Source organism: Pseudobacter sp. (genome assembly GCF_051955275.1).
Classification (GTDB): Bacteria; Bacteroidota; Bacteroidia; order Chitinophagales; family Chitinophagaceae; genus Pseudobacter.
On record NZ_JBQCGW010000252.1, the window covers coordinates 1 to 23,670 of the forward strand.

Sequence of the window (23,670 nt, forward strand, 5' to 3'; positions counted from 1 at the left end):
TGGAATAACTTCAGTGAACAACAAAAAATTTTAAATGAAAAGAATCCTGTTTTGCCTGGCTGCCCTGATAAGCGGGCTGATCTCCTGGGCGCAGTCCGGGAAAAATATGGTGATCATCAAAGGCACACTAAAAGGCGATCTCAAGGGATATCCGAAGATCTACCTCATGACGCGCAGTAATACCGACTCTGCCATTATCACCAATGGAGAGTACAGTTTCTCTTTTCCATTTGAGCAGCCGGTGTTCAAATCTTTGTTCCCTGAATACCTGCGTCATGGAAATACCATGTACCAGCCTTTCGGTATCCTGATTGCCGAACCGGGTACTTATTATGTAAATGCGGAGACCAGCACCGGCATGGCCAGGTCTGCTGAAGTGAAAGGCCCGCAGGCAGCTGAGCTCTACCGGAAATTTGAACAGGAGAGCAGTGCTGCCCAAATGACCATCAGCAAAACGCTGGCGGCAATACATGGACAGAACTGGTATCGTGTGGATGAGAAAGATCCTGCTCATGCAGCTGTTCAGAAAAGCCGTGACTCTTTGCAGGATCTCCTGTACATTCCGGTGATTGAGCAGTTACTGAAGAAGCATCCTGATTCTTATGCAGGTGCTTTTGTGCTGTCAGGCTCCGGCAGGCAGATTGGTACTTTGGAAAAGAAAGAGCAGTTGCTTGGTTTGTTATCGAAAAAGATGCAACAGTCAGATGCTGGAAAGAAATTCTCCGATCATATCCAGGGAATTAAGAATTCAGGGATCGGTAAACAGGTAAAGAATTTTGTATTGCCTGATCCGCAGGACAAAGACTTTTCTTTTGATCAGTTAAAAGGAAAATATGTACTGATCGATTTCTGGGCCAGTTGGTGCGCGCCTTGCCGGCAGTCTTTCCCCCGTATGCGTGAAGTATATGCCACTTATAAAGGAAAGGATTTCGAGATCTACAGTATTTCCATCGATGAAAATAAATCAGCATGGCTGAAAGCAGTAAAGGATGAAAACAATCCCTGGCTGCAGACCCTGGACAACCAGAATATTTCGCAGAGCAGGTTTGCTGTAACAGGTGTGCCTTCCACTTTCCTGATCAGCCCTGATGGAAAGATCATTGCCAGTGAAGTTGGTTTCGATCCGAAAGGCGGCAGCCTGATTGAACAGAAACTGGCGGAACTGTTCGGTAAGAAAGTACCGTCACCCGCAGCTGTTGAGGAAAAAAAGAAGCCTGCTGCTCCGGTAAAGGCAATACCCATGACCAGAATGTAACACATCTTAAATCGTACACATGAACAGGATTATTTTGCTGATACTGGTATTGGGATTTGCCAAAGCCAATGCCCAGATGGGAGAAGCGCAGCAGGTGCATTGGGACTGGGATAGCGTAGGAACCTACAAAACCAATGCTGGGGCCGTATGGGATCTGTTGAAAGAAACGCAGAAGTGGAATGAGATCAGTAACGGGTTTGTAAAATCGGTAACAGTGAAGGGGGAGCACCCAAACCAGGTGCGTGAACTGAGTTTTACAGATGGCAGGGTAAGAAAGGATGAAGTAGCTCAGTTTCAGCCTGAGCATAAAATGGTGGTGATACAATTGGTTAAACCGTTACAACCGGGTATAGAAGAGGCGATGATGGCTTTCTTCCTGACTGGTGAAGGCGGGGAAGCAAAATTGCGCATAACCATTATGGTGAAAGGCGAGGTTAAGGCCAGGAAACAACTGGTGGAAGAACTGAGCAAGGAAGGGGCGGCATATTTAAAAGGAATAGGAAACCAGCTGGAGCTAAAATAAGAGAATAAAATAAAAGTAGAGGAAAGGCGGCAATATGCTGCCTTTTTTCGTTGAGTTATCGTCTGCTCTCCCTGATAGCCCTTTCAATTCTCCTGGCCCTCCTGTCTTCCCTGGAATTCTGCAGGGAGATCACTGCCCATACAGCAGCCGGGATCCAGCCGATCAGCGTGATCTGTAAGATCAGGCAGAGAATACCAGTAAGTATCCTGCCTCTCAGCATAAAAGATAACCAGGGAAGAAGAATTGCGATCAATGTCATGTCTTATCTGTCGTTTTGATTGTGTAATTATTACAGGCCGTTCGGACAATCACAAAAAATACCTGGGGATTTCCGCTTTTCAGCAGGTGATATCTACGATTGCAGGGGCAGAAAGTATTTTCTATTTTTCGCGGCAACCTAAATCCAGGAAATGAAAAACTTCTGTACCTTCCTCTGGCTGATGATCTTCAGTCTCCCTGTTATTGCGCAAACCAACGTCAAACCATCTTATAACGTACCGGATTCTTCCTGCGTGAATGAATGCAAGGCCCGTGTACAGCAGCTCAGGAAAGATGGAAACGCTGACCGCTTTCAAATGGACGAAAATTTCTTCTGCCATATTTCCCGCTACAGTAAAGAAACTTCCGCCAGTAAGCTCACTATCGTGAACCTGGGCGAAGAAAAAGTTATGTCAGTAACTATCCTTCAGATGCAGGTAAATGCTACCAATATCAAAGGGCAGACCGGCATCCTCACAGCAGATGAGCCGCTGGAGTTGCTGAAGAATGCGAACTTTGCAAGATGCAAAACCCTCAGCCTCGACCTTGGTAAAGGGAACTTCGCGACCGTAAAATTGAATGAAGTGGAATCTGTAAAGATCAGGATCACCTGGGAAGGTGAAGAAAAGATCTATACTGTGGGTAAGGAGAAATAATGGATTTCCTTTTTTGAGCCCTTATAAGAAAACATTAAGGTTTCCATATGCCCCGGGTCTGTAACTAAATGCTACCTTGCCCTACTTATCAAGAGGGTAAATCCCCTGGATTTCAGCCTGATACCCGTAGGAAAGGGGGAGATGGCATATAAACAGATAATTTCCTATTTTTACAACAAAGCAACCTATTAATATGGACAACTTTAATCAACCCTGGTCGGCACAAAGCGGCCAGCAGACCGTACCCCAAACGATCGCCAAAAATTTCATGGCCAATGTGTTCCTGTGGATGTTTGCAGCACTTGGCATTTCTGCCTTATTCGCATTTTTGTTTGCTAACAATCTTGATCTTCTTTCTTACCTGGTAGATTTCGAAACAGGTAAGTTGACCATCTTTGGCTGGGTAACCATGTTTGCCCCGCTCGGATTTGTGCTGCTGATGTCCTTTGCTTATCAAAGGCTTTCTGCCAGCGCTATTACGCTCCTCTTTGTTTTGTATGCCATCATCAATGGTATCAGCTTCAGCTTTATTCTGCTGGCTTATACTTCAGGCTCCGTGATCGGCTGTTTCGCTTCTGCTTCTGCAATGTTCGGCATCATGGCCGTTATGGGATATACCACTAAAAAAGACCTTACCAGCTTCGGCAGGATCCTTACCATGGCCCTGATCGGTATCCTGGTTGCCATGCTCATTAACTTCTTCCTGAAGAGCAGCACCATGGATTATGTGATCAGCATCATCGGTGTAATGGTATTCACAGGTCTGACCGCGTATGACGTTCAGAAACTTAAACGCATTGGTGCAGGTCTGGAGTACGGTGAAGTTCCCGCTACTGAAACAAAGAAACTTGCAGTAATGGGCGCTCTGAATCTCTACCTCGACTTCATCAATATCTTCCTCTTTTTGCTCCGTCTGTTCGGAAAAAGGGATTAATATGATATAAATGATTTTCAATAAAAACCCTTCAGGTCTCCGGATTTGAAGGGTTCTTTGTTTTCAGTAACGCAGATCATTTTACCGATAACCCTGAAAAGTTAGCCTGGTACTTTTCAAAAGCCTCCATATCAGGGAAGTTGAATCGTAATACCAGGTAAAGATCTTTGATCTTTTTTACACCAAAGAAATGTCCCATTTTATTCCCTTGTAAATCGGTAACCCCGGTTATATATCCTGCAAATTCGGTATTGCCCAGTTTCAGTTTTCCATAAAACATATCGCTGAACATTTCATCAGTGCACTTCCGGCAGGTGATGCGGAGAAAATCATAAGCGTCCGGATAGGTGGCCTTTGTAAGCCCGAAGAAAAAGGTTTTATCTGCGTTGTAATCCAGTGGCTGTTTAACGGTTTCTGCATTTGCATTCAGGATAGATACAGCAAAAAGCGTAGCGATGGAACTGGTATGGAATTTCTCAAACTGTGCGGCAGGCAGCTGAACGGGTTTATTATAACCATCGATATTGCTCTGCGCTGATCCTGCTTTCACATATATGCCGGGTTTGGCGATAGCATTCAGCAGATACCAATCTTTCTGCAATGGGAATATGATGCCCAGACCATCATTACGATAAGTCCAGGTAGAATCGATATAGCCAAAGTCCACCGAACTGAATTTGTCCGGAGTCTGGCTATATGTTTCAGATAGAAGAATAGTGCTGAAGAGCAGCAGGAACAGCAATTTCATTGGGTCAATTTAGCATCTTATGATGATATTCTGATAGAAAAATCTATGAGTATTATCAAGTGGATTTTTCTTTCTCTCACATTCCTCTGCCCAAATAACTCAATATAATGCAGATATAATTTAGTCAGCGTCTCCTCTTCCATTGTAGTTTGAATCCTTTCCCGCCCGGGCTTCCGGAAGGGGATGCCATGCTAACTAAATTGTCTATATGAAAAGAAATTTTACCCGATGTCTGGGGTTGCTCTTTGCAACCTTCCTCTCATTCTTTGCGATCAATTCCGGCGCACAAACGCCGCTGGTCTATCTTGAAAACGGCAAACTGGTCTATACGCCGTATGCCAACCAGGGACAAACAGAAGCCATCAACCGCGTACCTGATTTTTCCAATTCCGGTTACCGGGGTGGAGGTGTAAGCCTGCCAGAACTTCGGGTGGTTGAAACCCTTACTCCTGTTGAAGGAGATTGCCGTGCCCTGATACAGGCGGCCATCAACCGCGTATCTGCACTAACGCCGGATGCCAATGGATTTCGTGGTGCCATTTTACTGAAACGAGGCTTGTACCTGGTGGAAGGGCCTCTTACTATCCGCGCATCCGGTGTGGTGCTGCGGGGTGAAGGCAATGGTACGGATGGGACAGTATTGAATGCCACGCAGAAATCGCAGCATACCCTGATTGTATTGCAGGGCAGCGGAAGCGGATATGGAGAAGTGGCAGGCACCAAAGCCCGCATCACACAGGAATATGTGGCCACTGGCGCTACCAGTTTTCAAGTTGCTGCAGGGCATGCATTCACTGTTGGCGATAGAGTAGTGATCCAGCGAACTCCTAATGAAGACTGGATCACATTACTGGATGTTGCGCAATACGGATGGGTAGCATCCGGTTACAAGACCACATTTGAAAGAATTATCACTGCCATTAATGGAAATGTAATCACAGTGGATATTCCTGTGATGGACCCCATGGAAATCCGTTACGGAGGTGGGGAAGTCTTCAAATCAAATCTTACCGGCCGCATTTCTGAAAGTGGTATCGAGAACATGCGGCTTGAGTCTGATTTTGAAGGCGACAGTGATGAAAGCCACGGCTGGAACGGCATACAGTTCAACAGGGCTGAAAACTGCTGGGTGCGCGATGTGGTGGTGAAATATTTCGGATATGCTGCTGTCAGTCTTTCTAATATGTCGCGCTTCAACACCATTCAGGATTGCGCCATGATCGATCCCAAATCTGTTACAACAGGTGGCAGGAAATATTCTTTCAACATAGAAGGAAATTCCACTTCCAATTTCTTTCAGCGCTGTATCACCTGGGGAGGGCGCCACGATTATGTCAGCGGCTCCAAAGTCCCTGGCCCGAATGTTTTCCTGGATTGCGTCTCTGAAAATACACAGTCCGATATCGGACCGCATCATCGTTGGGCAACCGGTCAGTTGTATGATAATGTGTATGGCGGGCAGATCCGTGTACAGAACAGAAAAGAAATGGGAAGCGGCCATGCCTGGGCAGGCGCACAGATCATGTTCTGGAACTGCCATTCTACAAAAAGTGATATCAAAGTGGAAAGTCCTGCTGCCGCGCGAAACTGGGGTATCGGCTGTATCGGCGTCACTAAAAATGGAAATGGTTACTGGGAAAGCTGGGGTACCCATATATTGCCACGCAGCCTTTATCTCCAGCAACTGGAAGAACGCCTCGGGACTGCGGCAGTACAGAATATTGTCACTCCGGAGCAACTGAACAATACGCTGCGTGCGGCTTTGAGAACACGTATCACAAAGATTGTAAATGAGGCAAAAGTTTACCTGCCTACACTTCCCGGTGGAAATACAGCAGCCTTTGATATTACAGATAATGGAGGCGTGCTGACAGCCCAGTTCGTAAGTAACAGGCCGCTGGAAAATTTCCCGAATATTATCGACAACGATATCAACACAAAGTATTACCAGAACGGCAAGAAAGCGTTGTGGGTGCAATACCGCTCAACGGTTCCGGCTATCGTAACACGCTATACCATCACATCGGCCAATGATGTGGAGGAGCGGGATCCGAAGGACTGGACCCTGCTTGGATCCAATAATGGTACTACCTGGACCACACTGGATACCCGCTCTGAAGAAGACTTTCCCACGCGTTTGCTTACCCGGACTTTCGAGATCAGCAATACGGAGGCGTTTTCTTATTACAGGCTCAATATCATCTCCAACGGAAATAATAACAATACCCAGTTTGCAGAATGGGAACTATGGCAGCGTAAAACACAGACCATTTCATTCGGTGATATTCCGGAGCTGACTTACGGAGACGATCCAGTGGAGCTTGCTGTGAGTGCGGGCTCGGGCCTCCCGGTTACGCTGGAGGTGGTATCAGGAAATGCAGTGGTGAATGAGGAAGGAATTCTTACCGTGCATGGCGCCGGAGAAATTGTGATCCGCGCAACCCAAACAGGAGATTCAAATTATTTTCCAGCACCTGCCGTTGAAAGAACGGTGATGGTAGCAAAGGCTCCGCAGCAGATCAGTTTCCCTGCCATCGCCAACCAGGTAAGGACAGCTACTTTATACCCGGGCGCTACTGCTAACTCAGGACTGGCTGTGGGATATTATGTTGCAGCAGGGCCTGCAACCGTTTCCGGCAATACCATCCACTTCAATGGGGAAGGAGAAGTACTGCTGAAAGCTTATCAGCAAGGCAACGAAAACTATCTGGCAGCAGATTCCGTGGAGCGTCGTTTTGTGGTTTTTGGAACGGAAACAAAAACTTCCAACTTCCGTTTAGTGATTGCTCCCAATCCTACACGTGGTCCTTTAAGCGTTCTCATACTGAACAAAAAACGGGATGGGAAATATACATTCAGGCTCACTGATCAGTTTGGCCGAGTGATCGGGACCTGCATCATTGCAGGAAATGATATTGCCAGCGTGGCTTTATTCAATCTGAATAATCAGCCGAATGGATCCTATTATCTCTTTGCTTCCAATGGGGAAGAACAACTTGTCCGGATTATCATCAAACAGTAAAGAGTAAAGTATATAAGTGTCAAAGCCCGCTCCAGGAGCGGGCTTTGACACTTATAAGAATAGTATGTTATAATGCAGGTTTTCTTCCCAGCATCCTGATAAACCTGAAGTGAGAATTAACGGCTGCTCCGAGGGTAGGCAGGTGATTATAAGGCAGGTTGAATGCTGCGCATTCTGACCGTACAAGTTTACTGATGGCAGGATAGTGAACATGACTGATCCGCGGGAAAAGGTGATGTTCTATCTGGTAGTTCAAACCACCCGCATACCAGGAAATGAATTTATTACCTGCAGAGAAGTTGGAGGTAGTTCTCACCTGGTGGATTGCCCATTCATTGTCTATGTTTTTTGCGTCAATGCCAATAACATCAAATTCAGTTTCTTCAACCACATGCGCCAGCTGGAAAATAATGGAAAGGGTTAGTCCCAGACTGATATGCATCGCCACAAAACATATTAAACCTGGCAGCCAGCCTGTTAATACAATGGGTGCTACAATGTAAAATACAATGTAAAGGATCTTGCTGGTCCAGAAGATCATATGATCATTCCTGGACATTCTTGAAAGCGGCGTATCAACGATCTTCTTCCTGAAATATTTCTCAAAGTCCTGGAAAAGGATCCAGATCATTGAACTGAATGCATACAATACCGGCGTGTAAATATGTTGAATTCTATGCACAGGCACCCATCGCTGTGTGCTGCACATCCGGATAAACGGACTTTTGGCGATATCATCATCAATGCCATCGATATTGGTGTAGGTGTGATGAATGATATTGTGTTTCTGCTTCCAGATAAAGCTATTGCCTCCCAGGGCATTCAATGTAAGGCCGAACATCTTGTTCACCCATTTGCGGGAAGAGTAGCTGCCATGGTTGGCGTCGTGCATTACATTGAAACCGATGCAGGCAAGCACAAATCCCAGGAGCAGGCTGGAAAGAACTCTTACCAACAAGGGCAGCGGTGCGGCCAGCATGATCGCATAAAAGCAAAAGGCTGCAGTGATCAAAATAGCCGACTTGGTGTATAGATGGATATTTCCTGTTTTCTTTTTGCCGGTGCTTTCAAAGTATTTATCTACCGCGGATTTCAAAGAAGTAAAAAAGACCTGGTTCTTGTTGTTGAAACTGACTTTTGCCATTTAAGGGGTTTGGATAAAAATCGTCTTTTTAAATGGTAATAATTGTTAAATCCAGGGATATGTTTTTTTAAGGTTCCAGGCAGTCATTTTATTCTCTTAGAAACAAACCGGAATAATTGTATATTAGAGAACAGTAACCACCACCGGCAGGGCATACTGTATCATACATCCCGACCTGCGAATTCAAGTAGCCTGATCTTACCCTCATCAAATCCGGATTACCCTTGTGTATGTAAAAAGATACTTCAAAACGATACATATGAGGAAATTCTGTTTTTTTCTGTTTAGCGTAATCGTCCTGGCATGCAATAACCAGGAAAAGCAAAAAGAGACTGCTGCATCCAATAAAGATGCTCAGGCAATAGGCTGTTACAGTCCGCAAACAACCGACAAAGCATGGTACTCTTCAGGGAAGAAAGCTCCTAAACTCAGTGGTCTTGCCGGAATTGATTGTAAGATTACCACCACTTCACAAGAAGCACAGGAGTATTTCAACCAGGGAGTGATGCTGGCATATGGTTTCAATCATGCTGAAGCAGCGCGCTCTTTCTTTGAAGCGCAGCGGTTGGATAGTAATTGTGCCATGGCTTACTGGGGATTTGCATATGTGCTGGGCCCCAACTACAATGCAGGGATGGAGGAAGACAATTTTCAGCGAGCGTATGAGGCGGCTGAAAAAGCGAAATCCCTTTCTGCGAATTGTACTCCAAAAGAAATTGCCTTGATCGATGCGCTGACTGTGCGCTATGCTGCGCAACCTCCGGCAGATCGTGGTCCGCTTGATATTGCATATGCTGCCGAAATGAAAAAAGTGTTTGACAGGTTTCCGTCCGATCCGGATATCGGTGCGCTGTACGCAGAATCCATCATGGATTTGCATCCCTGGGACCTGTATGATAAAACAACTAAAGCTCCCAGACCATGGACGCCGGAACTGCTCAGGGTTTTGGAGCACCTGATGAAGATCAACCCTTCGCATCCCGGGGCTCATCACTTTTATATTCATGCGCTGGAAGCTTCTGCCACACCCGAGAAAGCATTGCCAAGCGCAAAACTGTTGCTGACGCTGGTTCCCGGCTCAGGCCACCTGGTGCATATGCCTTCGCATATTTACATCAATACCGGTGATTATCACCTTGGATCTGTTTCCAATATTGAAGCAGTCAAAGCAGATAGCAGTTATACTACCAACTGCCATGCACAGGGTGCGTATCCGCTCGGATACTATCCGCATAATTATCATTTCCTGGTGGCTACTGCTACCCTGGAAGGCAATGCAGCACTGGCCTGGGAGGCTGCTACCAAATTACAACAACATACTTCCGGAGAGATCATGCGCATGCCCGGCTGGGGAACATTACAACATTATTACACCATACCCTGGTACACGGCAGTGAAACTTTCCATGTGGGATACGATCCTGGCAATCAAGTCTCCTTCACAGGATCTTGTTTATCCCCGCGCCATCCTGCATTATGCAAAAGGCATGGCTTATCTGGGAAAACATGATCTGCCAAATGCCCAAAAGGAAATGGACAGTCTGGCTGTACTGGCTGCCGACACCACACTCAAACATATTACTATCTGGAATATCAACACCACGGCTGACCTGGCACAGATCGCTACCAAAGTATTGTCAGCAGGAATTGCATTCCAGCAAAAGAATACTGACAAATCCATTTCATTGCTGAAAGAAGCTATTGTGATGGAAGACAATCTTAATTACAATGAACCGCCGGACTGGTTCTTTTCCATAAGACATCACCTTGGTGCTGTTTTGCTGAAAGCCGGGAAATTCAATGAAGCGGAGAAAGTGTATCAGCAGGATCTTAAAACATGGAAGAAGAACGGATGGGCGCTGATAGGCCTGCACAATGCTTTAGTGAAACAAAATAAGCAGGAAGAAGCAAAGAAAGTATATGCCTCATTCACGGAATCATGGAAATATGCAGATATAAAGATCGGATCCTCTTCAGGAATGGTAGATTGATGAAGGGCTGTAAGTTTTACTGGTGTTTGTTCCTGATAGCTGGAGTGGCCGGGTTATAGAAAGGAGAACGACCGCCTCCATAGTAATCGCTTCGGCCAATTCCAAAACTGCCGGAAATGGAAAATGTTCGGTCATTGCTGATATACATCAGACCCATTTGTGCAGTGGAATAAGTGCCGAAACTGTTCGGGGTCATGAAGCCGTTATTCTTGAACATCCCTGGTTGGTAGGGAGCATTGATATAAGGGAAATAGGAAGGCGCCACAGAAACGCCTGCAAACGCCAGTACGTTATTCGTTAGCTGGCGATTGATCTGTAAACCAAGCGGTACAGATAAAAAGCTGCTATTGCCTCCATTGAATGTAGTGAGGCCGGCGGAGATCCCCGCATATTTGGTGAGAAACCATTTCTTTTGAAGGAGGCTGGTGTCGATCTTCTGATTGAATTGTCTGAAACCCGGCTGTATGCCGTTCATGGCGCCAAAGGCCAGGGGCGACTGTGCCTTTACCGTCACAGCCGATACTAAGATCGTGGCAATCAGTATTATCCGTATCATCCATATAAAGATACACTTCCCGGCCGAAATGGAAAAGAAGACGGTTTCCATTAACATAAATTTCCCAGGAAAGGCTACAAAGCCTCCGTTATGCGGTTTTCTATGATGTGCATTAATCTTTCAAAACGTGGGAATAAACGTTCTTCAGCCGTGGAAGGTGAAGCCAGGGCCTGTTCAAGCTGCTTCCTGGAAAGATCAAGTTGTATGTTTTTTGTCAGTTCTTCATTTTTTATAATATCCCGGCAGTAGGTGACATCGAGATCTTCCCCATTATAATTCAATGAAAAAATGTAAACCAGGTTCTGCATATTGAAAAGTTCGATATAAGCATACAGAACACCAGAGGTTTTACTGCCATGAATGTGCAGGATATGTGACACTTCGTTTTCGTGCGGATAGTGAACGGGACGGTTTTCAGGAGCGTAATATTGGTAGATAGGATCTGTGTGTTCACCCCTGATGAACGACTTTATCGTATCGCAATATTGTTTAGGATAGCCTTTTGACAGATAGTAATTGAGACAGATCTTGGCGATGGCCCTGAAATAACCAGGGCTGCCTGAAAAGGACTTGTCTTTTTTTATGGCTGTTATAAAACGGTCGTGCTGGGCAATATTGCCATCTTTTCTGGAACTGATTGCTGCATTGGTCTTCTGTGCAGGGGCTTCCGTGTTCAGCAGCGTGTAGAAACGCGCTAATCTGGATGCAAGTTCATTATCGATACTTCTCCCGAATTTCTCATTGCAGGTTTTGCACAACAGGTTATACGCTTTTCTCTTCCCTCCGATGGAGTTTGGTAGAATATGTTCTGCTGATCTTGTTTTTCTGTTGAGCGTGGTCCCGCAGTTGTAACAATCCATCTTACTGGTTTGAAGCGATATTAATTCATTCTAAAAGCCTTCTTCCACCTCGAAGCTGACCTTCTGTTTTGTTTTGGGATGCATGAATTCAAGAAAAGCGGCGTGGAGACATAGTCTTTCTGCAGCTGTTCCATACAGATCGTCTCCAACAATGGGTGCATTAAGGCCCAGCTCATGGGCTGAGTGCATGCGTAACTGGTGCGTCCTTCCGGTAAGCGGCCAGAAGTCAACTTTGGTGGTTGCCTGGTATCTTTTTATCGTTTTCCATTTTGTAACGCTTTTCTTTCCTGATTCAAAACATACCAGCTGTCTGGGGCGATTGAACAGATCGGGAGAAAGCGGGAGATCGATCTCTCCTTCCTGCTGATCGAGAACTTTGGAGAGCAACGCTCTGTAACGCTTCCTTACTTTGCGTTGAAGGAACTGTCTTTGAATATGTTTGTGCGCCTGGTGGGTTTTGGCAACAACCAGGAGGCCTGAAGTGCCCATGTCGAGGCGATGAACAATGCGTGGCTCAACATTGCCCAATATCTTTTTTAATCTGGTGTAAACCGAATCATGAATGTCTACACCAGGTACAGAGCGCAGACCGGCAGGCTTGTTCACCACCACCAAACTTTCATCTTCGTACACGATATCAAGGCTGCTGTTCTCTTCCGGTGTGCGCAGGAAAGGGCTATCATCAACAGGAATCCCTTCGAGCATATGCGCCAGAATGGGTTTGCATTTTCCTGTGCAGGCGGGATAAAATTGTTTGTGCTTTCTGATCTCTGATTTTGGCGCTGCTCCCCACCAGAACTCAGCCATGGCAATTGGTTGGTAGCCGTTTGCAAATGCATATTGCAATAGTTTGGGGGTAGCGCATTCGCCCGCAGCTGAAGGCGGCTTTCCGAATGCAGTCAGACTGAAGATCTCCTGTACACTTTTCTTTTTTCCGTCTTTGTTTAAGAACACATACTGATCAAAAAGCTGCTGTTGCAGCGCTGCTGATCTTTCTTTACGCTCTGTTTTCAAAAGCTCGATATCCGTGTCGGATCTTTCGAGAATGGTTCTGATTGCTGTGATGCGCTGTTCCCATTTGTTTGTAAGCACTGTAAGCTGGTGCTTATCGTGCAAGCTCAGTTTGATCAGTTGAGCTTCCAGCGCTTCATAATCCTGTTGGTTCAGGATCGTTTTATTCTCTTCCCGGATCTTCTTCCGGTTGTCTTTGTTTTCCTTCAGTTTTTTTTTGAAAGTGGAGATTTCCTGTAAGCTTTCGGCAGATAATTTTTCGAGATCGGATTTCAGCTGCTGATAGCTTTCGTTGGAACTGATTTCTTTGATGCGGGCATTGACTGAATTGATGATCTCAATTCCTTTCAGGAAAAAACTGTTTTCAACCAGCATGTCGAAGACTGGCGGCACAAATCTGGGGTGATCGTTGGTATTTCCCAGTTTTCCTGAAAAAGCAGACAGGTACCCCAGCTTCCCATTTACATCCTGTACTACCAGTACACCGAACATTTTACCGATTGCCATCCCTTCTTTGTCATCAGCCAAACCAAAATTATGATCAAGGTCTGTCTGTGTTTCCAGGTAATGCTGGAGCCCGGCAACGGCAATCAGAGTCAGTGGATGGGGCTCGTAATAGAATGGAAATGTAAACCGATCCGGCAATGCAATGCCATCGATCTGCCTGTCCGTAAAATAAGAAATCTTATTTTGAGTATTGTCTGTCAAGAATTTAGATTCGTTTGATCCGCAAAAATATCATATCTTTTTGCTATCGCCCGGAATTTTAACGGATACCATTTCATTCAGCGTCATCACATTCTTAAGTGCGTCACCGATGGTGTTATTGAAGTATACATAAACGTCTTTGCCCGTCATGCGCCAGTTTGTGATTTGTATTGCCTGTTGCATGAGGAATTCATCCGGATAACCACCGCGGTAATCGCCTGCCGGCCCATGAAAGCGCAGGTAAACGAAGCTTGCTTCTTTATTAAGTTGGTGGTTGGCAGACCTGGGCATATCGTGCAGCACGATACTGCAATTGTATTCATCCGCCATTTCAAAGACTTCTCCAATGTACCAGGATGGGTGCCTGAATTCAACGGCCACCTTCCAGCCATGGTATGACGAATTGCTCTGAATGATGCCCAGCAGATCTTCCACCTGTGCATACCTGTCAATGGTCAGCGACGGTGGGAATTGTATGAGCAGGCATCCTTTCTTTTCTCCAGCCTGGTCGATCACTTCCATAAACTTCGATACATCTTCCTGTTTGAAAGCAAAGGGTTTTACGTGGGTGATTTCCTGCCATAATTTAAAAGTGAAGACAAATTCTTCCGGCACAGTTTCCGCCCATCTTTTGACGGTTGCCGCTTGCGGTACTTTATAAAATGAGCTGTTTACTTCAAGGCTGTTCAAAAGGGAAGCATAATAAGTAAGCCGGCTCTTATCTCTGAACTCCGGTGGCATAGCCAGTTTATTGGGAACCGGTAAAACGATGCCGCTTGTGCCTGATCTGTATGATCCGATGAATGATTTGGGCATTCCTGGTCTTTGGTTCAGCTACCTGCAAAAATGCTTCCAGCCCGGTCATGGAACGAAAGCAAGAGGCCTGAGTCCGGGTGATGCAGGGCTCAGGCCTTTGATATAGTTACTGCTTCAGGTGCAGCATTTACATCATCTTTTTATCTTTAATGACCATTGTGTTGGTCCATCTGTCCTGCCATGGGTTGCAAACTTCGCCGAAGGCGCTGAACACGCAAAAGGGAACTGCCCGGCTGAAGCCTCTGCCAAAGGCAGTACTGGTGGAAATGGGAGTACCATCGAGATTGACTGCCCTGGTTTTAGTAATGTACTTTCCAACGGATTTTCCTTTGAGTGCGGCTTCCACTACTGACATGAACAGGCCATAGAGAATGAGGGAAAGGAGCCTGTCCACCAGGTTGGCGCCGGTGCTTTCATCATCCAATGATGCAAACATATCTGGCGACAAGGCGGCGAGGAACACAATAACAACAATGGCAATCAGGTAAAATACGATCAGATCAATAACATAGTTGGCAAAACGTTGACCTGTACTGGCTCTTTCATAATAAAATTCATCTGCCAGTAAATCTTCGGTTGGTTGATTTGGTTGCATAGGGTAAATTTAGGGCCCTTTCAATTGGGGTAAGAGGCAAAATACATGTAATCAGCAAGTTTGCAAAATCTGCTCCATTTAACTTTGGTAGAAATATTCAGTGGTATTTCCTTCACTCGCAATGGCATCTAAAATAAATTTGCGCAACCAGATAATTGCACTTAAATTAGCAACCAGATAGTTGCAAATAAAGAAAGATGGAAACAAGAAGAGATATTTTTCAGGCAATTGCGGACCCTACCAGGCGCGCAATAATCACCCTGATTGCCTTGCAGGCAATGACGCCTAATGCTCTTGCCGAGCATTTCAATACAAGCAGACAAGCTGTTTCAAAGCATATCAAAATATTGACAGAGTGCAAATTGGTAAAACAGGAACAACAAGGGAGGGAAATATACTATTCGCTCCAGATTCAGAAAATGAAGGAGATTGATAAATGGCTGGACCAGTTCAGAAAGTTGTGGGAAATTCAATTCAATCAACTTGACAAAGTATTGGCAACACTTAAAAAACAAAAAAAATGACAACTAATCTGCTGTTTGATTTTACAGTTGACAAAGCCACAAAGACAGTGTTCATAACCAGAGAGTTTGATGCTGAGCTTTCGCTGGTATGGGATGCTTTTACCAAAGCAGAACTTCTTGATCAATGGGTGGCGCCTAAGCCCTGGACTTCAAGAACAAAACATATGAATTTTGAAGTAGGTGGGCGACGATTCTATGCAATGGTAAGTCCGGATGGCCTGGAGCGTTGGGCAATTCAGAAATACACGTCCATTACACCAAAGACCAATTTCAAAATGTTCAATGCTTTTGCAGATAAGGATGAGAACCCTGAACTGCCAGGTTCTGATTGGGATTTCAATTTTAGCGAACAGGGAGGGATAACGAAGGTGAATATTTCTATTTATAACGAGTCGCTTGAGCGTTTGGAGAAGATGATTGAAATGGGCTTCAAAGAAGGATATGCAGCTTCAATGCGGAATCTGGAGAATCTGATAAGGAGTTTGTCAGGAGAGTAGTAAAAACAGCTGCAAGTATCAATATATTTCAGATACAGGGATTCGGTATTTGTAATTTAAATAGCCTTCCGCATTGTGGTGCGGTGGGCTTTTTAATTATGGGGATTCACCGGATTCATTTCGCATCTGTAAAAGGAAAATTCAATGGAACTCATGGACTTAAGCATGAATGGAAATTGAATAAAAGTAATGTATGACCATCTGCCCTCATGCTCAAGGATCAAGATGGAAGTGCCGGTTTTAGTTCTTTCCTGAAAAGCATTATATTAGGTAAAATTTAATTATGCCTTCACTCCTGGTTTATCCTCCTTATATTCTAGCTGAATGGATTCCTGTAAAAGAAAGGCCAAAACATATCTATAAGATTGAATTTTACGGTGATATTGACGGGAATCGCTGGACAGCTATTATTGATCTGATACTAGCATATAAGCCGATCAAGGCAAAGTTTATAGAGATCTTGTCAACAAAAGTTCGATATAAAATTGGTTGTACAGAAATATCGTTAGCAATTTTTGGCGAAGGTGGCTCAGTACTTAGAAATTTCACTCCCAGCAAAACTATTAAAGGAAAGTATACACAAAGTGTACAAGTCAACCAGAATAAATCATACAAAATATCTCCTGCAGTAAAAATGGAAAATGCTGAAATTCAGGGGGGAAGCTATGAGAGTGGGAAAGGACAGCAATTCACTCATACAGTTGAGTTTGAATGCGAAGAAAAATATCTTGCAGAAAGGCACGAGATCAGTGGTGTTGAATGGACTCTGACACATCCTCCACAGCAAACAATGCTTCGCAATTTTATGTATGGAAATATGCTTCTTAACGCAGTTTTTGAATGGTCTGGTCCAAAGTCAGGTAATATTACTGTGATTCCTCTGAATATAGGTGTGTTCAATGTGAAAAATGAACACATTGGTCCTCGTGCTTCGATGATGACAGAATTCTTCTTATTCTGCAGGGGGCACCGGGTTGCCAACCGTAATGGAGTAACATTTAAATTTGAGATCCAATGAATATTGAACAGCCTGATGAAGGATTATTCCCGATTGATCCTGATCCCATTGAGATCGATGAAACTGATCTGCAAATAATCGGAAAAATAGAATCTATTGGAGAAGGGAGTGTTAGGGAGTATGCCAAAATAGAAGGTTTTGATATCTCTAGGTTTCAGGAATTTGTCAGAGAATCAGGACTGGAAAACGATGATACTGCTAAAGCAATAATGCATGAGATTGCCAATGGGGATTTCGCAAAACATCCAACCCGAGATACTCAGGAAACAAAAATAACATTAAGTACAAAAGATAAGGTCGATCAACGTATTTTTAGTGATATCTTATCTAAACAAATTGGCGGTGACAAAGTAAGCATCTCTGATATTTCCAAAGGGATATATCCGGAACTGAGGAAAGCAATTTCAGTCGCATTCGGTGCTGCGAGTATGGCGCTGATACCAGGTGTATTTACAGCCGTGCTGACTTTTTTATATCATTCAAGACAAAAGCGGACAATTCAATTGACAAATGAAAAGACAAAGAGGACAGTTGAAATAAATAGCCGGATGAAGGAGGCTGAGTTAAATGAAATAATAAAAGATTTGCTCGAGGTTGTGAATTAGTTTTGATATTCTTCGTTTCAAGAAAAATGAAAGCAACGAAAAAGTCAAATTGAGGTACGCTAAATGAAATACAGCAATCCTTAAATACAGGATAAAAGTAGTAGGTTACACAAGAAAAGGCTTTAAGTCAATTGAACTTAAAGTCTTTTTCTTTTGGTCACTAAAGATGGGCAATTGTCGAACTTGTTTAATGAAAAATGTGAAAATAACCTACAAGGATTAAGGCATAACTAATCTGTATAAATGGCCATCAGTAAGAACTTGCTGTTTATTGTGCCAGGAAAATTATTCCCTTTCCAGTTTTTGCCAAAAGGCAAATTTTGTCATTTTTACTTTAAAGACCTTTGTTTCATTCTTTAATGCTAAAATGAAAAAAATGGCAAAGACGGTATTAGTTACAGGCGCTTCTTCCGGAATTGGTAAGGCAACCGCTATTTACCTGTCCCAAAAAGGATATAAGGTTTATGGTGCAGCACGCAGAACTGAAAGGCTACAGGAATTAATAAAGTACGGTGTAAAAATTATTGCACTTGATATCACCGATGATGATAGTATTGTGTTCTGTATTAATAAAATAATTACAGAAGAAGGGAAAGTTGATGTACTTATAAACAGTGCAGGCCTCGGCTCATATGGCTCTCTGGAAGATGTACCCATTGCAGAAGCTAAAAATCAACTGGAAATAAATCTGTTCGGTGCTGCCCGGCTGATACAATTAGTGTTGCCAGGCATGCGTGAAAATAAATACGGGAAGATCATCAATATATCCTCCGTAGGAGGCAAAGTTGGTTTACCTATGGGTAGTTGGTATCATGCCAGTAAGTTTGCAATAGAAGGTTTGAGCGATTCGCTGAGAAATGAAGTAAGAGGATTTGGAGTAGACGTGATAGTTATTGAACCAGGCGGTACTAAATCCGAAATGATAGCAATTGGTGCAGCAGATCTGATGCGAGTTTCCGGTAATACTGTATACGGTAAGCTGGCTTCAGGAGTTCAAAAAATGTATGCATCGATGGAGAAGAATGCCGTCGACGCTGTTGTGATAGCCAAACTTATACTGAAAGGCATTGAAGCAAATAATCCTAAAACAAGATATATAGGAGGAGCAATGGCCAAACCCATGTTGTTTATCAGGAGAATATTGTCTGATAAAGCGTTCGATAAGATGTTAATGAGTCAGATGAAATGAAATATTTATGGAACAACTTATTAATTATTTATTGCAGTTCGGACAACTTAACCAGCAACAGATAGACCTTGTTAAAAGCAAGGCAAGGGTAAAGACAATAAGGAAAGATACATATTATCACGAAGCTGGAAAGATATTCCGTGAGGTTATTTTCCTGACGGAAGGGGTGATGCGTGTGTGTTATTATAACAATAAAGGCGACGAGATCACTAAGTATTTTTTTGATGAGAATCATTTTATTGCAGATGTGGCAAGCTTGAACCAGGGCATTCCGGCTGTTGAATATGTACAGGCGGTGACTGATTGTACATATATCGCTATATCGAAGAATGCATTGGATGAATTATCAATGACCATCGTTGGCTGGGATATGATCATAGGAAAAATAACAGCCAAAGGGATGAGTGATAAAGTCAACCGGATCAGTCCGATGATGGCTGATGATGCGAAAGAACGTTATCTCAGGTTCCTGACAAATTTTCCTACGCTGGCAAATAGAATCCCATTGTCTTATCTTGCTTCTTATCTTGGTATTACCCAGTCTTCGTTAAGTAGAATAAGAAGGAAAATTCGAGAATGAATATGAATTGGTGGGGGATAAGATTTAAACCACTGGTAATGCACCGCCGTCAACTGAATAATTAATTCCTGTGATATATTTTGCTTCAGGCGAAGCAAGAAAAGCAACAAGGTTAGCGATTTCTTCGGGTTCAGCCATCCTGCCTAATGGCACGCCAACTTTATCCATTACAGCTTTAAATGCGTCATCCACCTTAATATTCGATGACTTTGCTATATTTTCGATAAACTCAAGCATTAGTGGTGTTTTAACTACTCCTGGTGAAACCACATTTACACGAATTCCTTTTGTCCCTAATTCATTTGCCAGCGCTTTGCTGTAAATGTTCAGTGCTGCTTTTGCAGAAGAATAAGACATGGTCATTTCCCAAATCGGTTGTTTTGCAGCACCAGTTGAAATATTAATGATTACACCAGTCTTTTGTTCAATCATTACTGGTAAGAACGCTTTATTCAGGCGCACAACAGACAAAAAGTTCAATTGCCAGTCATTGATCCAGTGCTCATCCGAAAGTGTACTGAAACCACCACCGGGACTTAGATTCGCCCCAGCGTTATTAACTATAATATCAATTCTGCCGAATGTTTTTAGAGTCTCTTTAGCGATTGCCGCTGCACTTTCGGGTTGAGTAAGATCTGACGCTATGAAATAATGTCCTTTTGGGTTTTCTTTCGGCTCGGTCCTCGCTGTAACCACAACTTTACAACCTTCATTACTTAATCTATCGGCAATGGCTTTTCCAATACCTTTTGTTCCACCTGTTACCAGTGCCACCCGTCCTTTTAATGAATTATCCATATTGTATATTAAATGAATTACGAAGTACGTAACAATACTTTACTTTTGAAAGTAGTTACAAGAATGTACAGTAATAACACCGAGTAAAGTATTACATCAAATCAATCATTTATGGGGGTTAAAAAAAATAAAATAATTGGAGAAAGATGTGCATTACAAGATATTTTAGGTGTGATAGGTGGAAAATGGTCCATGTCGATTATCTATGCTTTGTTCTCCGGAAAAAAGCGATTCAGTGAGTTGGAGCGCATGGTGCCGAACATAAATACCAGGATGTTGGTCAAAGAATTGAAGAATATGGAAGCAAATGGGATCGTTAAAAGAAAAGTTTTTGCAACAGTACCGCCTACTGTAGAATACACATTAACTACAAAAGGGGAAAAGCTGGAGCCGATAATTAATGAATTGTATAAATGGGGATTAGAATACGTTAGTTGATTACTTTCCGAAGCAATGATTGATTGTGGGGCCTTCTCAAGGTATTTGCAGATTTATTTTTTCATAGAATATTTCCAACCTATGAGACGGATGTGCTAAAAGAACAAAAGCCCAGATGATTCCAGGGCTTTGTTAGAACTAGTCGGGAGGGTAAGTAAAAAATCGAACAATTGGGAAATTAGCTCCCAAGAGATAGAATATTTAAACATATAAATATTTTTATACCTTTCTGAATGAATCGAAGAAATATTCTTTGTTTTGATTAACCAATTGAAGCGACGAAAGACGTGAAAGAAGGGCTAATAAATGAACTTATTATGGCATCAGCATTTTGGACGCTAGAAGATGGGAGGGGCTTTGCTCGAAGTTGGACTGGGATGGCCTTTATGTTAGAACTTATAACTAATGAATTAACAGAAATTAGTGGAGCCAATGAGTTTTATGAGTATTTGGAAAAATTCGTCTTTCGGGAGGATAAAGGAGATATAGCTAACGGATACGGTGGCTTCATAAGAGGAGAGGAGGATACTATGTTCAATCTTGATTTAAGAACTTTTGCACCAAAGAATCGAGAATACTTCTGGCAAGCAGCTCAAAAGGCTTTGACTAAATGGAAAGCACAGGGTAATGACCTGGATTTGGGAGTTGGTCTTCTCCTCGCCATTTTATTGGATATGCATAAAAGAATTAAGAGGGGAGAGGACCCGATGCTACTTAATCATATGACAATAAATAAAGAAGAAACGAATGAAAAGCATGGACCTGGTTGGTGATTTTGTTCCAGTCAAACTGTAAAATTGCTGACTCCAAACTATATACTTGATATTCTCGATCTGAGTTTAGATGGTTCTGATTCGGAGAATTTACTTCGAGAGCCAATTCGTTTCTTTCTATTTCAGAACTTGAACATACAGGCGTCGGGTCATTCGTCTATTTTAAATCAGTGGATCTAATCGAATAAATTAGAGCTGATGTGAATGATGCAAGACTAAATGGAGTTCAGATTAATTCGCCTGAAAATAGAATTCAGGCGGAAGGAATAATACACATAAGTAATGGTATCATATCTAGCTTAAAATCTTTAATTTCTGCGGAGAAGATTACCTACAATAGAGCCTTCGACATACGAGCTGTCCCAGAAGTGGGTAGATCATGGAAATGGAAGAGTTATTATTCGAAGTTGATTGTGTGAGGCTCCTGATACCCGAGGGTTTCTGAAGTAAGTAAAATAATGAAACAACAAAGCCTTGGCTAAATACCAAGGCATTATAAGAACTTGTCGGTAGGGTAGGACAAAATTCTAACAATTTGTTGAGCAATATGCTCCTGTTCTCAGAATTAAACTTGTAAAACATTTTTTATATCTTGGATCAATACAGTTCCATTGATGATATTGAAATGTTTACAAGATTTACCAATATTGATGTAATTGATAAAAGCCATGAGCCTGAACAAGTTTTTTGAGGATTATCGCTTATGCATATTTGACGAGAAAGACTGCATCCGTAATCCAGTGAATGGTGAATTAGAATACAACTATATTCATATAAATGAAGTTGACAAAGGTTGTCTTAATGTTACAAAACATGGAATTAATGTATTGAAAAATGATATAATACTAGGATCGGCTTTGGTTATTAGTAGTGGCGGCGCCACTTGCGTCCATCCAAACTCCGCGATCATTGACAATAATTCTGTGCTTATTTGTTGCGGTGACAGTATTTTCTGCCTGGGATTACCGCATCTAAATCTGCTTTGGCAAACAAAAGCGGATTTAGCAACGTGTTTTGGAATTTACCGATATCAAGATGAATACGTAGTTCACGGTGAGCTGGAAATAAGCTGCCTTACTAGAAATGGGGAAATTAGATGGAACGTTGAAGGGAAGGATATTTTTGTGACTCTGAACGGAGAAGATGTCTTTAAGATAATTGAAGGCTATATTTATGTAAAAGACTGGAACAATCATGTTTACCGAATTAATGCTTCAACGGGTCAAATTTTGAAAGATAGATATGAAATATTAGCCGGTCTTCCTGCTTCAGGGTTAATGTATGTTTCAATTAGTCAAGATGAAATCCCTAACTTTTCTGAAGGATTTGTTGTACGATTTTTCAAGAGTGATGGATCAAATTGGGTAGGTAATTTTCAATGTGGCTGGACAAATTATAGCCGAGTTTTTGACTTCCCTCATTTTAATAAGACGGTGGTTTTGGCTTCCGGTGCTTGTTATATTATGATCGATGATAACCTAAAGCCATCAAAAATTTTAGGCGTCGGTATTACTGATGTATATCAAACAGGGGACAATACTTTGATTTTAGTGGACCAAACTGAGTTTATTGTAATCGATATTAACAATGACAATGTCTGGCAATCTGATAGGATTTCCTGGGATGGATTTAAAGACCTTGTGTTCTCTGGCGATACTGTAAGCGGTCTTGCATATTATCCCTCAAATGATGATGAAGAATGGTGCCGCTTTTCTTTTAATTTTAGAACAAATGAAATAGTTGGAGGAAAATATAGAATTAAGACAAAAACCAAGCCTTGGTGGAAAGTATGGTAACGATCCCTTATGAGTTGAAAGATTAGCATGAGTAATTGACTAAAGACCACATGCCGCTAAATTGGATTCGAACCAGGAATATTGTTGATCCTCAACAACTAAGCCAAATTATCAAAATGGTTATAAAACAACAAACCCGCTCTGAGAGCGGGTTTGAATTATCTGTCGGGAAGACAGGATTCGAACCTGCGACCCCCTGGTCCCAAACCAGGTGCGCTACCGGCCTGCGCTACTTCCCGAAACCGGCTTTCGTGACAAGGGCGCAAATGTAGGCGTTTCAGCCAAAACCAACAAACAAGAAACAAAACATTTTCAAAATACAAGGTTGCTTTACACCGAAAACCTTTTGCCATTGTTTGCAAAAACAAATATTCCT

At 42.9% G+C, this 23,670-nt stretch carries 24 protein-coding genes and 1 tRNA gene; 15 read left to right on the forward strand and 10 right to left on the reverse strand.

Annotated elements, in window-relative coordinates; genetic code table 11:
• Positions 1–34: 34 nt before the first annotated feature.
• Positions 35–1,255: a redoxin domain-containing protein gene (locus tag ACTHMC_RS21825; protein WP_440416388.1), complete on the forward strand. Its 1,221-nt coding sequence runs from the start codon at positions 35–37 to the stop codon at positions 1,253–1,255.
• Between the two features lie 19 nt (positions 1,256–1,274).
• A complete protein-coding gene (locus tag ACTHMC_RS21830; RefSeq protein WP_440416389.1) occupies positions 1,275–1,778 on the forward strand; it encodes a hypothetical protein in 504 nt (167 codons plus the stop codon).
• Positions 1,779–1,833: 55 nt separating this feature from the next.
• On the opposite strand, the gene ACTHMC_RS21835 is transcribed toward ACTHMC_RS21830, so the two are convergent.
• On the reverse strand, positions 1,834–2,037 hold the full coding sequence (locus ACTHMC_RS21835) for a YqaE/Pmp3 family membrane protein (RefSeq protein ID WP_440416391.1): 204 nt from the start codon (positions 2,035–2,037) through the stop codon (positions 1,834–1,836).
• A gap of 151 nt (positions 2,038–2,188) precedes the next feature.
• Here ACTHMC_RS21835 and ACTHMC_RS21840 point away from each other — a divergent pair, with 151 nt between their 5' ends.
• A complete protein-coding gene (locus tag ACTHMC_RS21840) occupies positions 2,189–2,692 on the forward strand; it encodes a hypothetical protein (protein ID WP_440416392.1) in 504 nt (167 codons plus the stop codon).
• 193 nt (positions 2,693–2,885) lie between these two features.
• Positions 2,886–3,626 carry a Bax inhibitor-1/YccA family protein gene (locus tag ACTHMC_RS21845; RefSeq protein WP_440416393.1) on the forward strand — a complete coding sequence of 247 codons (741 nt, stop codon included), beginning with the start codon at positions 2,886–2,888 and terminating at the stop codon, positions 3,624–3,626.
• Positions 3,627–3,702: 76 nt separating this feature from the next.
• Here ACTHMC_RS21845 and ACTHMC_RS21850 read toward each other — a convergent pair whose 3' ends face one another.
• The gene (locus ACTHMC_RS21850) at positions 3,703–4,374 is read right to left on the reverse strand and encodes a hypothetical protein (protein ID WP_440416395.1); all 672 of its coding nucleotides are present in this window, start codon (positions 4,372–4,374) and stop codon (positions 3,703–3,705) included.
• Between the two features lie 208 nt (positions 4,375–4,582).
• Between ACTHMC_RS21850 and ACTHMC_RS21855 the strand changes: the two genes are divergently transcribed.
• Entirely contained in the window at positions 4,583–7,396 is a 2,814-nt protein-coding gene (locus ACTHMC_RS21855) for a discoidin domain-containing protein (protein WP_440416397.1), read from the forward strand.
• Positions 7,397–7,463: 67 nt separating this feature from the next.
• Here ACTHMC_RS21855 and ACTHMC_RS21860 read toward each other — a convergent pair whose 3' ends face one another.
• The gene (locus ACTHMC_RS21860) at positions 7,464–8,540 is read right to left on the reverse strand and encodes a fatty acid desaturase family protein (RefSeq protein ID WP_440416399.1); all 1,077 of its coding nucleotides are present in this window, start codon (positions 8,538–8,540) and stop codon (positions 7,464–7,466) included.
• A gap of 259 nt (positions 8,541–8,799) precedes the next feature.
• Between ACTHMC_RS21860 and ACTHMC_RS21865 the strand changes: the two genes are divergently transcribed.
• A complete protein-coding gene (locus ACTHMC_RS21865) occupies positions 8,800–10,530 on the forward strand; it encodes a tetratricopeptide repeat protein (RefSeq protein WP_440416401.1) in 1,731 nt (576 codons plus the stop codon).
• A 16-nt stretch (positions 10,531–10,546) separates the two neighbouring features.
• Here ACTHMC_RS21865 and ACTHMC_RS21870 read toward each other — a convergent pair whose 3' ends face one another.
• The 5 genes from ACTHMC_RS21870 to ACTHMC_RS21890 form a co-directional block, all read right to left on the reverse strand.
• Positions 10,547–11,086, reverse strand: a complete 540-nt coding sequence (locus ACTHMC_RS21870; protein ID WP_440416403.1) for a hypothetical protein — start codon at positions 11,084–11,086, stop codon at positions 10,547–10,549.
• Positions 11,087–11,160: 74 nt separating this feature from the next.
• The gene (locus ACTHMC_RS21875) at positions 11,161–11,946 is read right to left on the reverse strand and encodes an HNH endonuclease (protein ID WP_440416404.1); all 786 of its coding nucleotides are present in this window, start codon (positions 11,944–11,946) and stop codon (positions 11,161–11,163) included.
• A gap of 30 nt (positions 11,947–11,976) precedes the next feature.
• A complete protein-coding gene (locus ACTHMC_RS21880; protein ID WP_440416405.1) occupies positions 11,977–13,665 on the reverse strand; it encodes a pseudouridine synthase in 1,689 nt (562 codons plus the stop codon).
• A 30-nt stretch (positions 13,666–13,695) separates the two neighbouring features.
• Entirely contained in the window at positions 13,696–14,481 is a 786-nt protein-coding gene (locus tag ACTHMC_RS21885) for a DUF72 domain-containing protein (protein WP_440416406.1), read from the reverse strand.
• Between the two features lie 127 nt (positions 14,482–14,608).
• Complete coding sequence (locus ACTHMC_RS21890) at positions 14,609–15,076, reverse strand: RDD family protein (protein WP_440416407.1); 468 nt, start codon at positions 15,074–15,076, stop codon at positions 14,609–14,611.
• Positions 15,077–15,273: 197 nt separating this feature from the next.
• Between ACTHMC_RS21890 and ACTHMC_RS21895 the strand changes: the two genes are divergently transcribed.
• The 6 genes from ACTHMC_RS21895 to ACTHMC_RS21920 all read left to right on the forward strand — a co-directional run bounded on the left by ACTHMC_RS21895 (position 15,274) and on the right by ACTHMC_RS21920 (position 19,489).
• Positions 15,274–15,600, forward strand: a complete 327-nt coding sequence (locus tag ACTHMC_RS21895; protein WP_440416409.1) for an ArsR/SmtB family transcription factor — start codon at positions 15,274–15,276, stop codon at positions 15,598–15,600.
• The gene (locus ACTHMC_RS21900) at positions 15,597–16,097 is read left to right on the forward strand and encodes an SRPBCC family protein (protein ID WP_440416410.1); all 501 of its coding nucleotides are present in this window, start codon (positions 15,597–15,599) and stop codon (positions 16,095–16,097) included. The genes ACTHMC_RS21895 and ACTHMC_RS21900 overlap by 4 nt, the downstream gene beginning before the upstream one ends.
• A gap of 283 nt (positions 16,098–16,380) precedes the next feature.
• Complete coding sequence (locus ACTHMC_RS21905; protein ID WP_440416412.1) at positions 16,381–17,115, forward strand: hypothetical protein; 735 nt, start codon at positions 16,381–16,383, stop codon at positions 17,113–17,115.
• Positions 17,112–17,720, forward strand: a complete 609-nt coding sequence (locus ACTHMC_RS21910; protein ID WP_440416414.1) for a hypothetical protein — start codon at positions 17,112–17,114, stop codon at positions 17,718–17,720. Before ACTHMC_RS21905 ends, ACTHMC_RS21910 begins: the two co-directional genes overlap by 4 nt.
• 376 nt (positions 17,721–18,096) lie before the next feature.
• The gene (locus ACTHMC_RS21915; protein ID WP_440416416.1) at positions 18,097–18,909 is read left to right on the forward strand and encodes an oxidoreductase; all 813 of its coding nucleotides are present in this window, start codon (positions 18,097–18,099) and stop codon (positions 18,907–18,909) included.
• A gap of 7 nt (positions 18,910–18,916) precedes the next feature.
• Positions 18,917–19,489, forward strand: a complete 573-nt coding sequence (locus ACTHMC_RS21920) for a Crp/Fnr family transcriptional regulator (RefSeq protein ID WP_440416417.1) — start codon at positions 18,917–18,919, stop codon at positions 19,487–19,489.
• A 24-nt stretch (positions 19,490–19,513) separates the two neighbouring features.
• On the opposite strand, the gene ACTHMC_RS21925 is transcribed toward ACTHMC_RS21920, so the two are convergent.
• Positions 19,514–20,287: an SDR family oxidoreductase gene (locus tag ACTHMC_RS21925; RefSeq protein ID WP_440416419.1), complete on the reverse strand. Its 774-nt coding sequence runs from the start codon at positions 20,285–20,287 to the stop codon at positions 19,514–19,516.
• Positions 20,288–20,398: 111 nt separating this feature from the next.
• Between ACTHMC_RS21925 and ACTHMC_RS21930 the strand changes: the two genes are divergently transcribed.
• The 3 genes from ACTHMC_RS21930 (at position 20,399) to ACTHMC_RS21940 (ending at position 23,294) form a co-directional block, all read left to right on the forward strand.
• A complete protein-coding gene (locus ACTHMC_RS21930) occupies positions 20,399–20,725 on the forward strand; it encodes a winged helix-turn-helix transcriptional regulator (protein WP_440416420.1) in 327 nt (108 codons plus the stop codon).
• 317 nt (positions 20,726–21,042) lie between these two features.
• A complete protein-coding gene (locus tag ACTHMC_RS21935; RefSeq protein ID WP_440416422.1) occupies positions 21,043–21,498 on the forward strand; it encodes a hypothetical protein in 456 nt (151 codons plus the stop codon).
• A 668-nt stretch (positions 21,499–22,166) separates the two neighbouring features.
• On the forward strand, positions 22,167–23,294 hold the full coding sequence (locus ACTHMC_RS21940; protein ID WP_440416424.1) for a hypothetical protein: 1,128 nt from the start codon (positions 22,167–22,169) through the stop codon (positions 23,292–23,294).
• Between the two features lie 165 nt (positions 23,295–23,459).
• Here the strand turns inward: ACTHMC_RS21940 and ACTHMC_RS21945 are convergent.
• Positions 23,460–23,533 (reverse strand) — tRNA-Pro (locus ACTHMC_RS21945).
• Positions 23,534–23,670 lie beyond the last annotated feature (137 nt).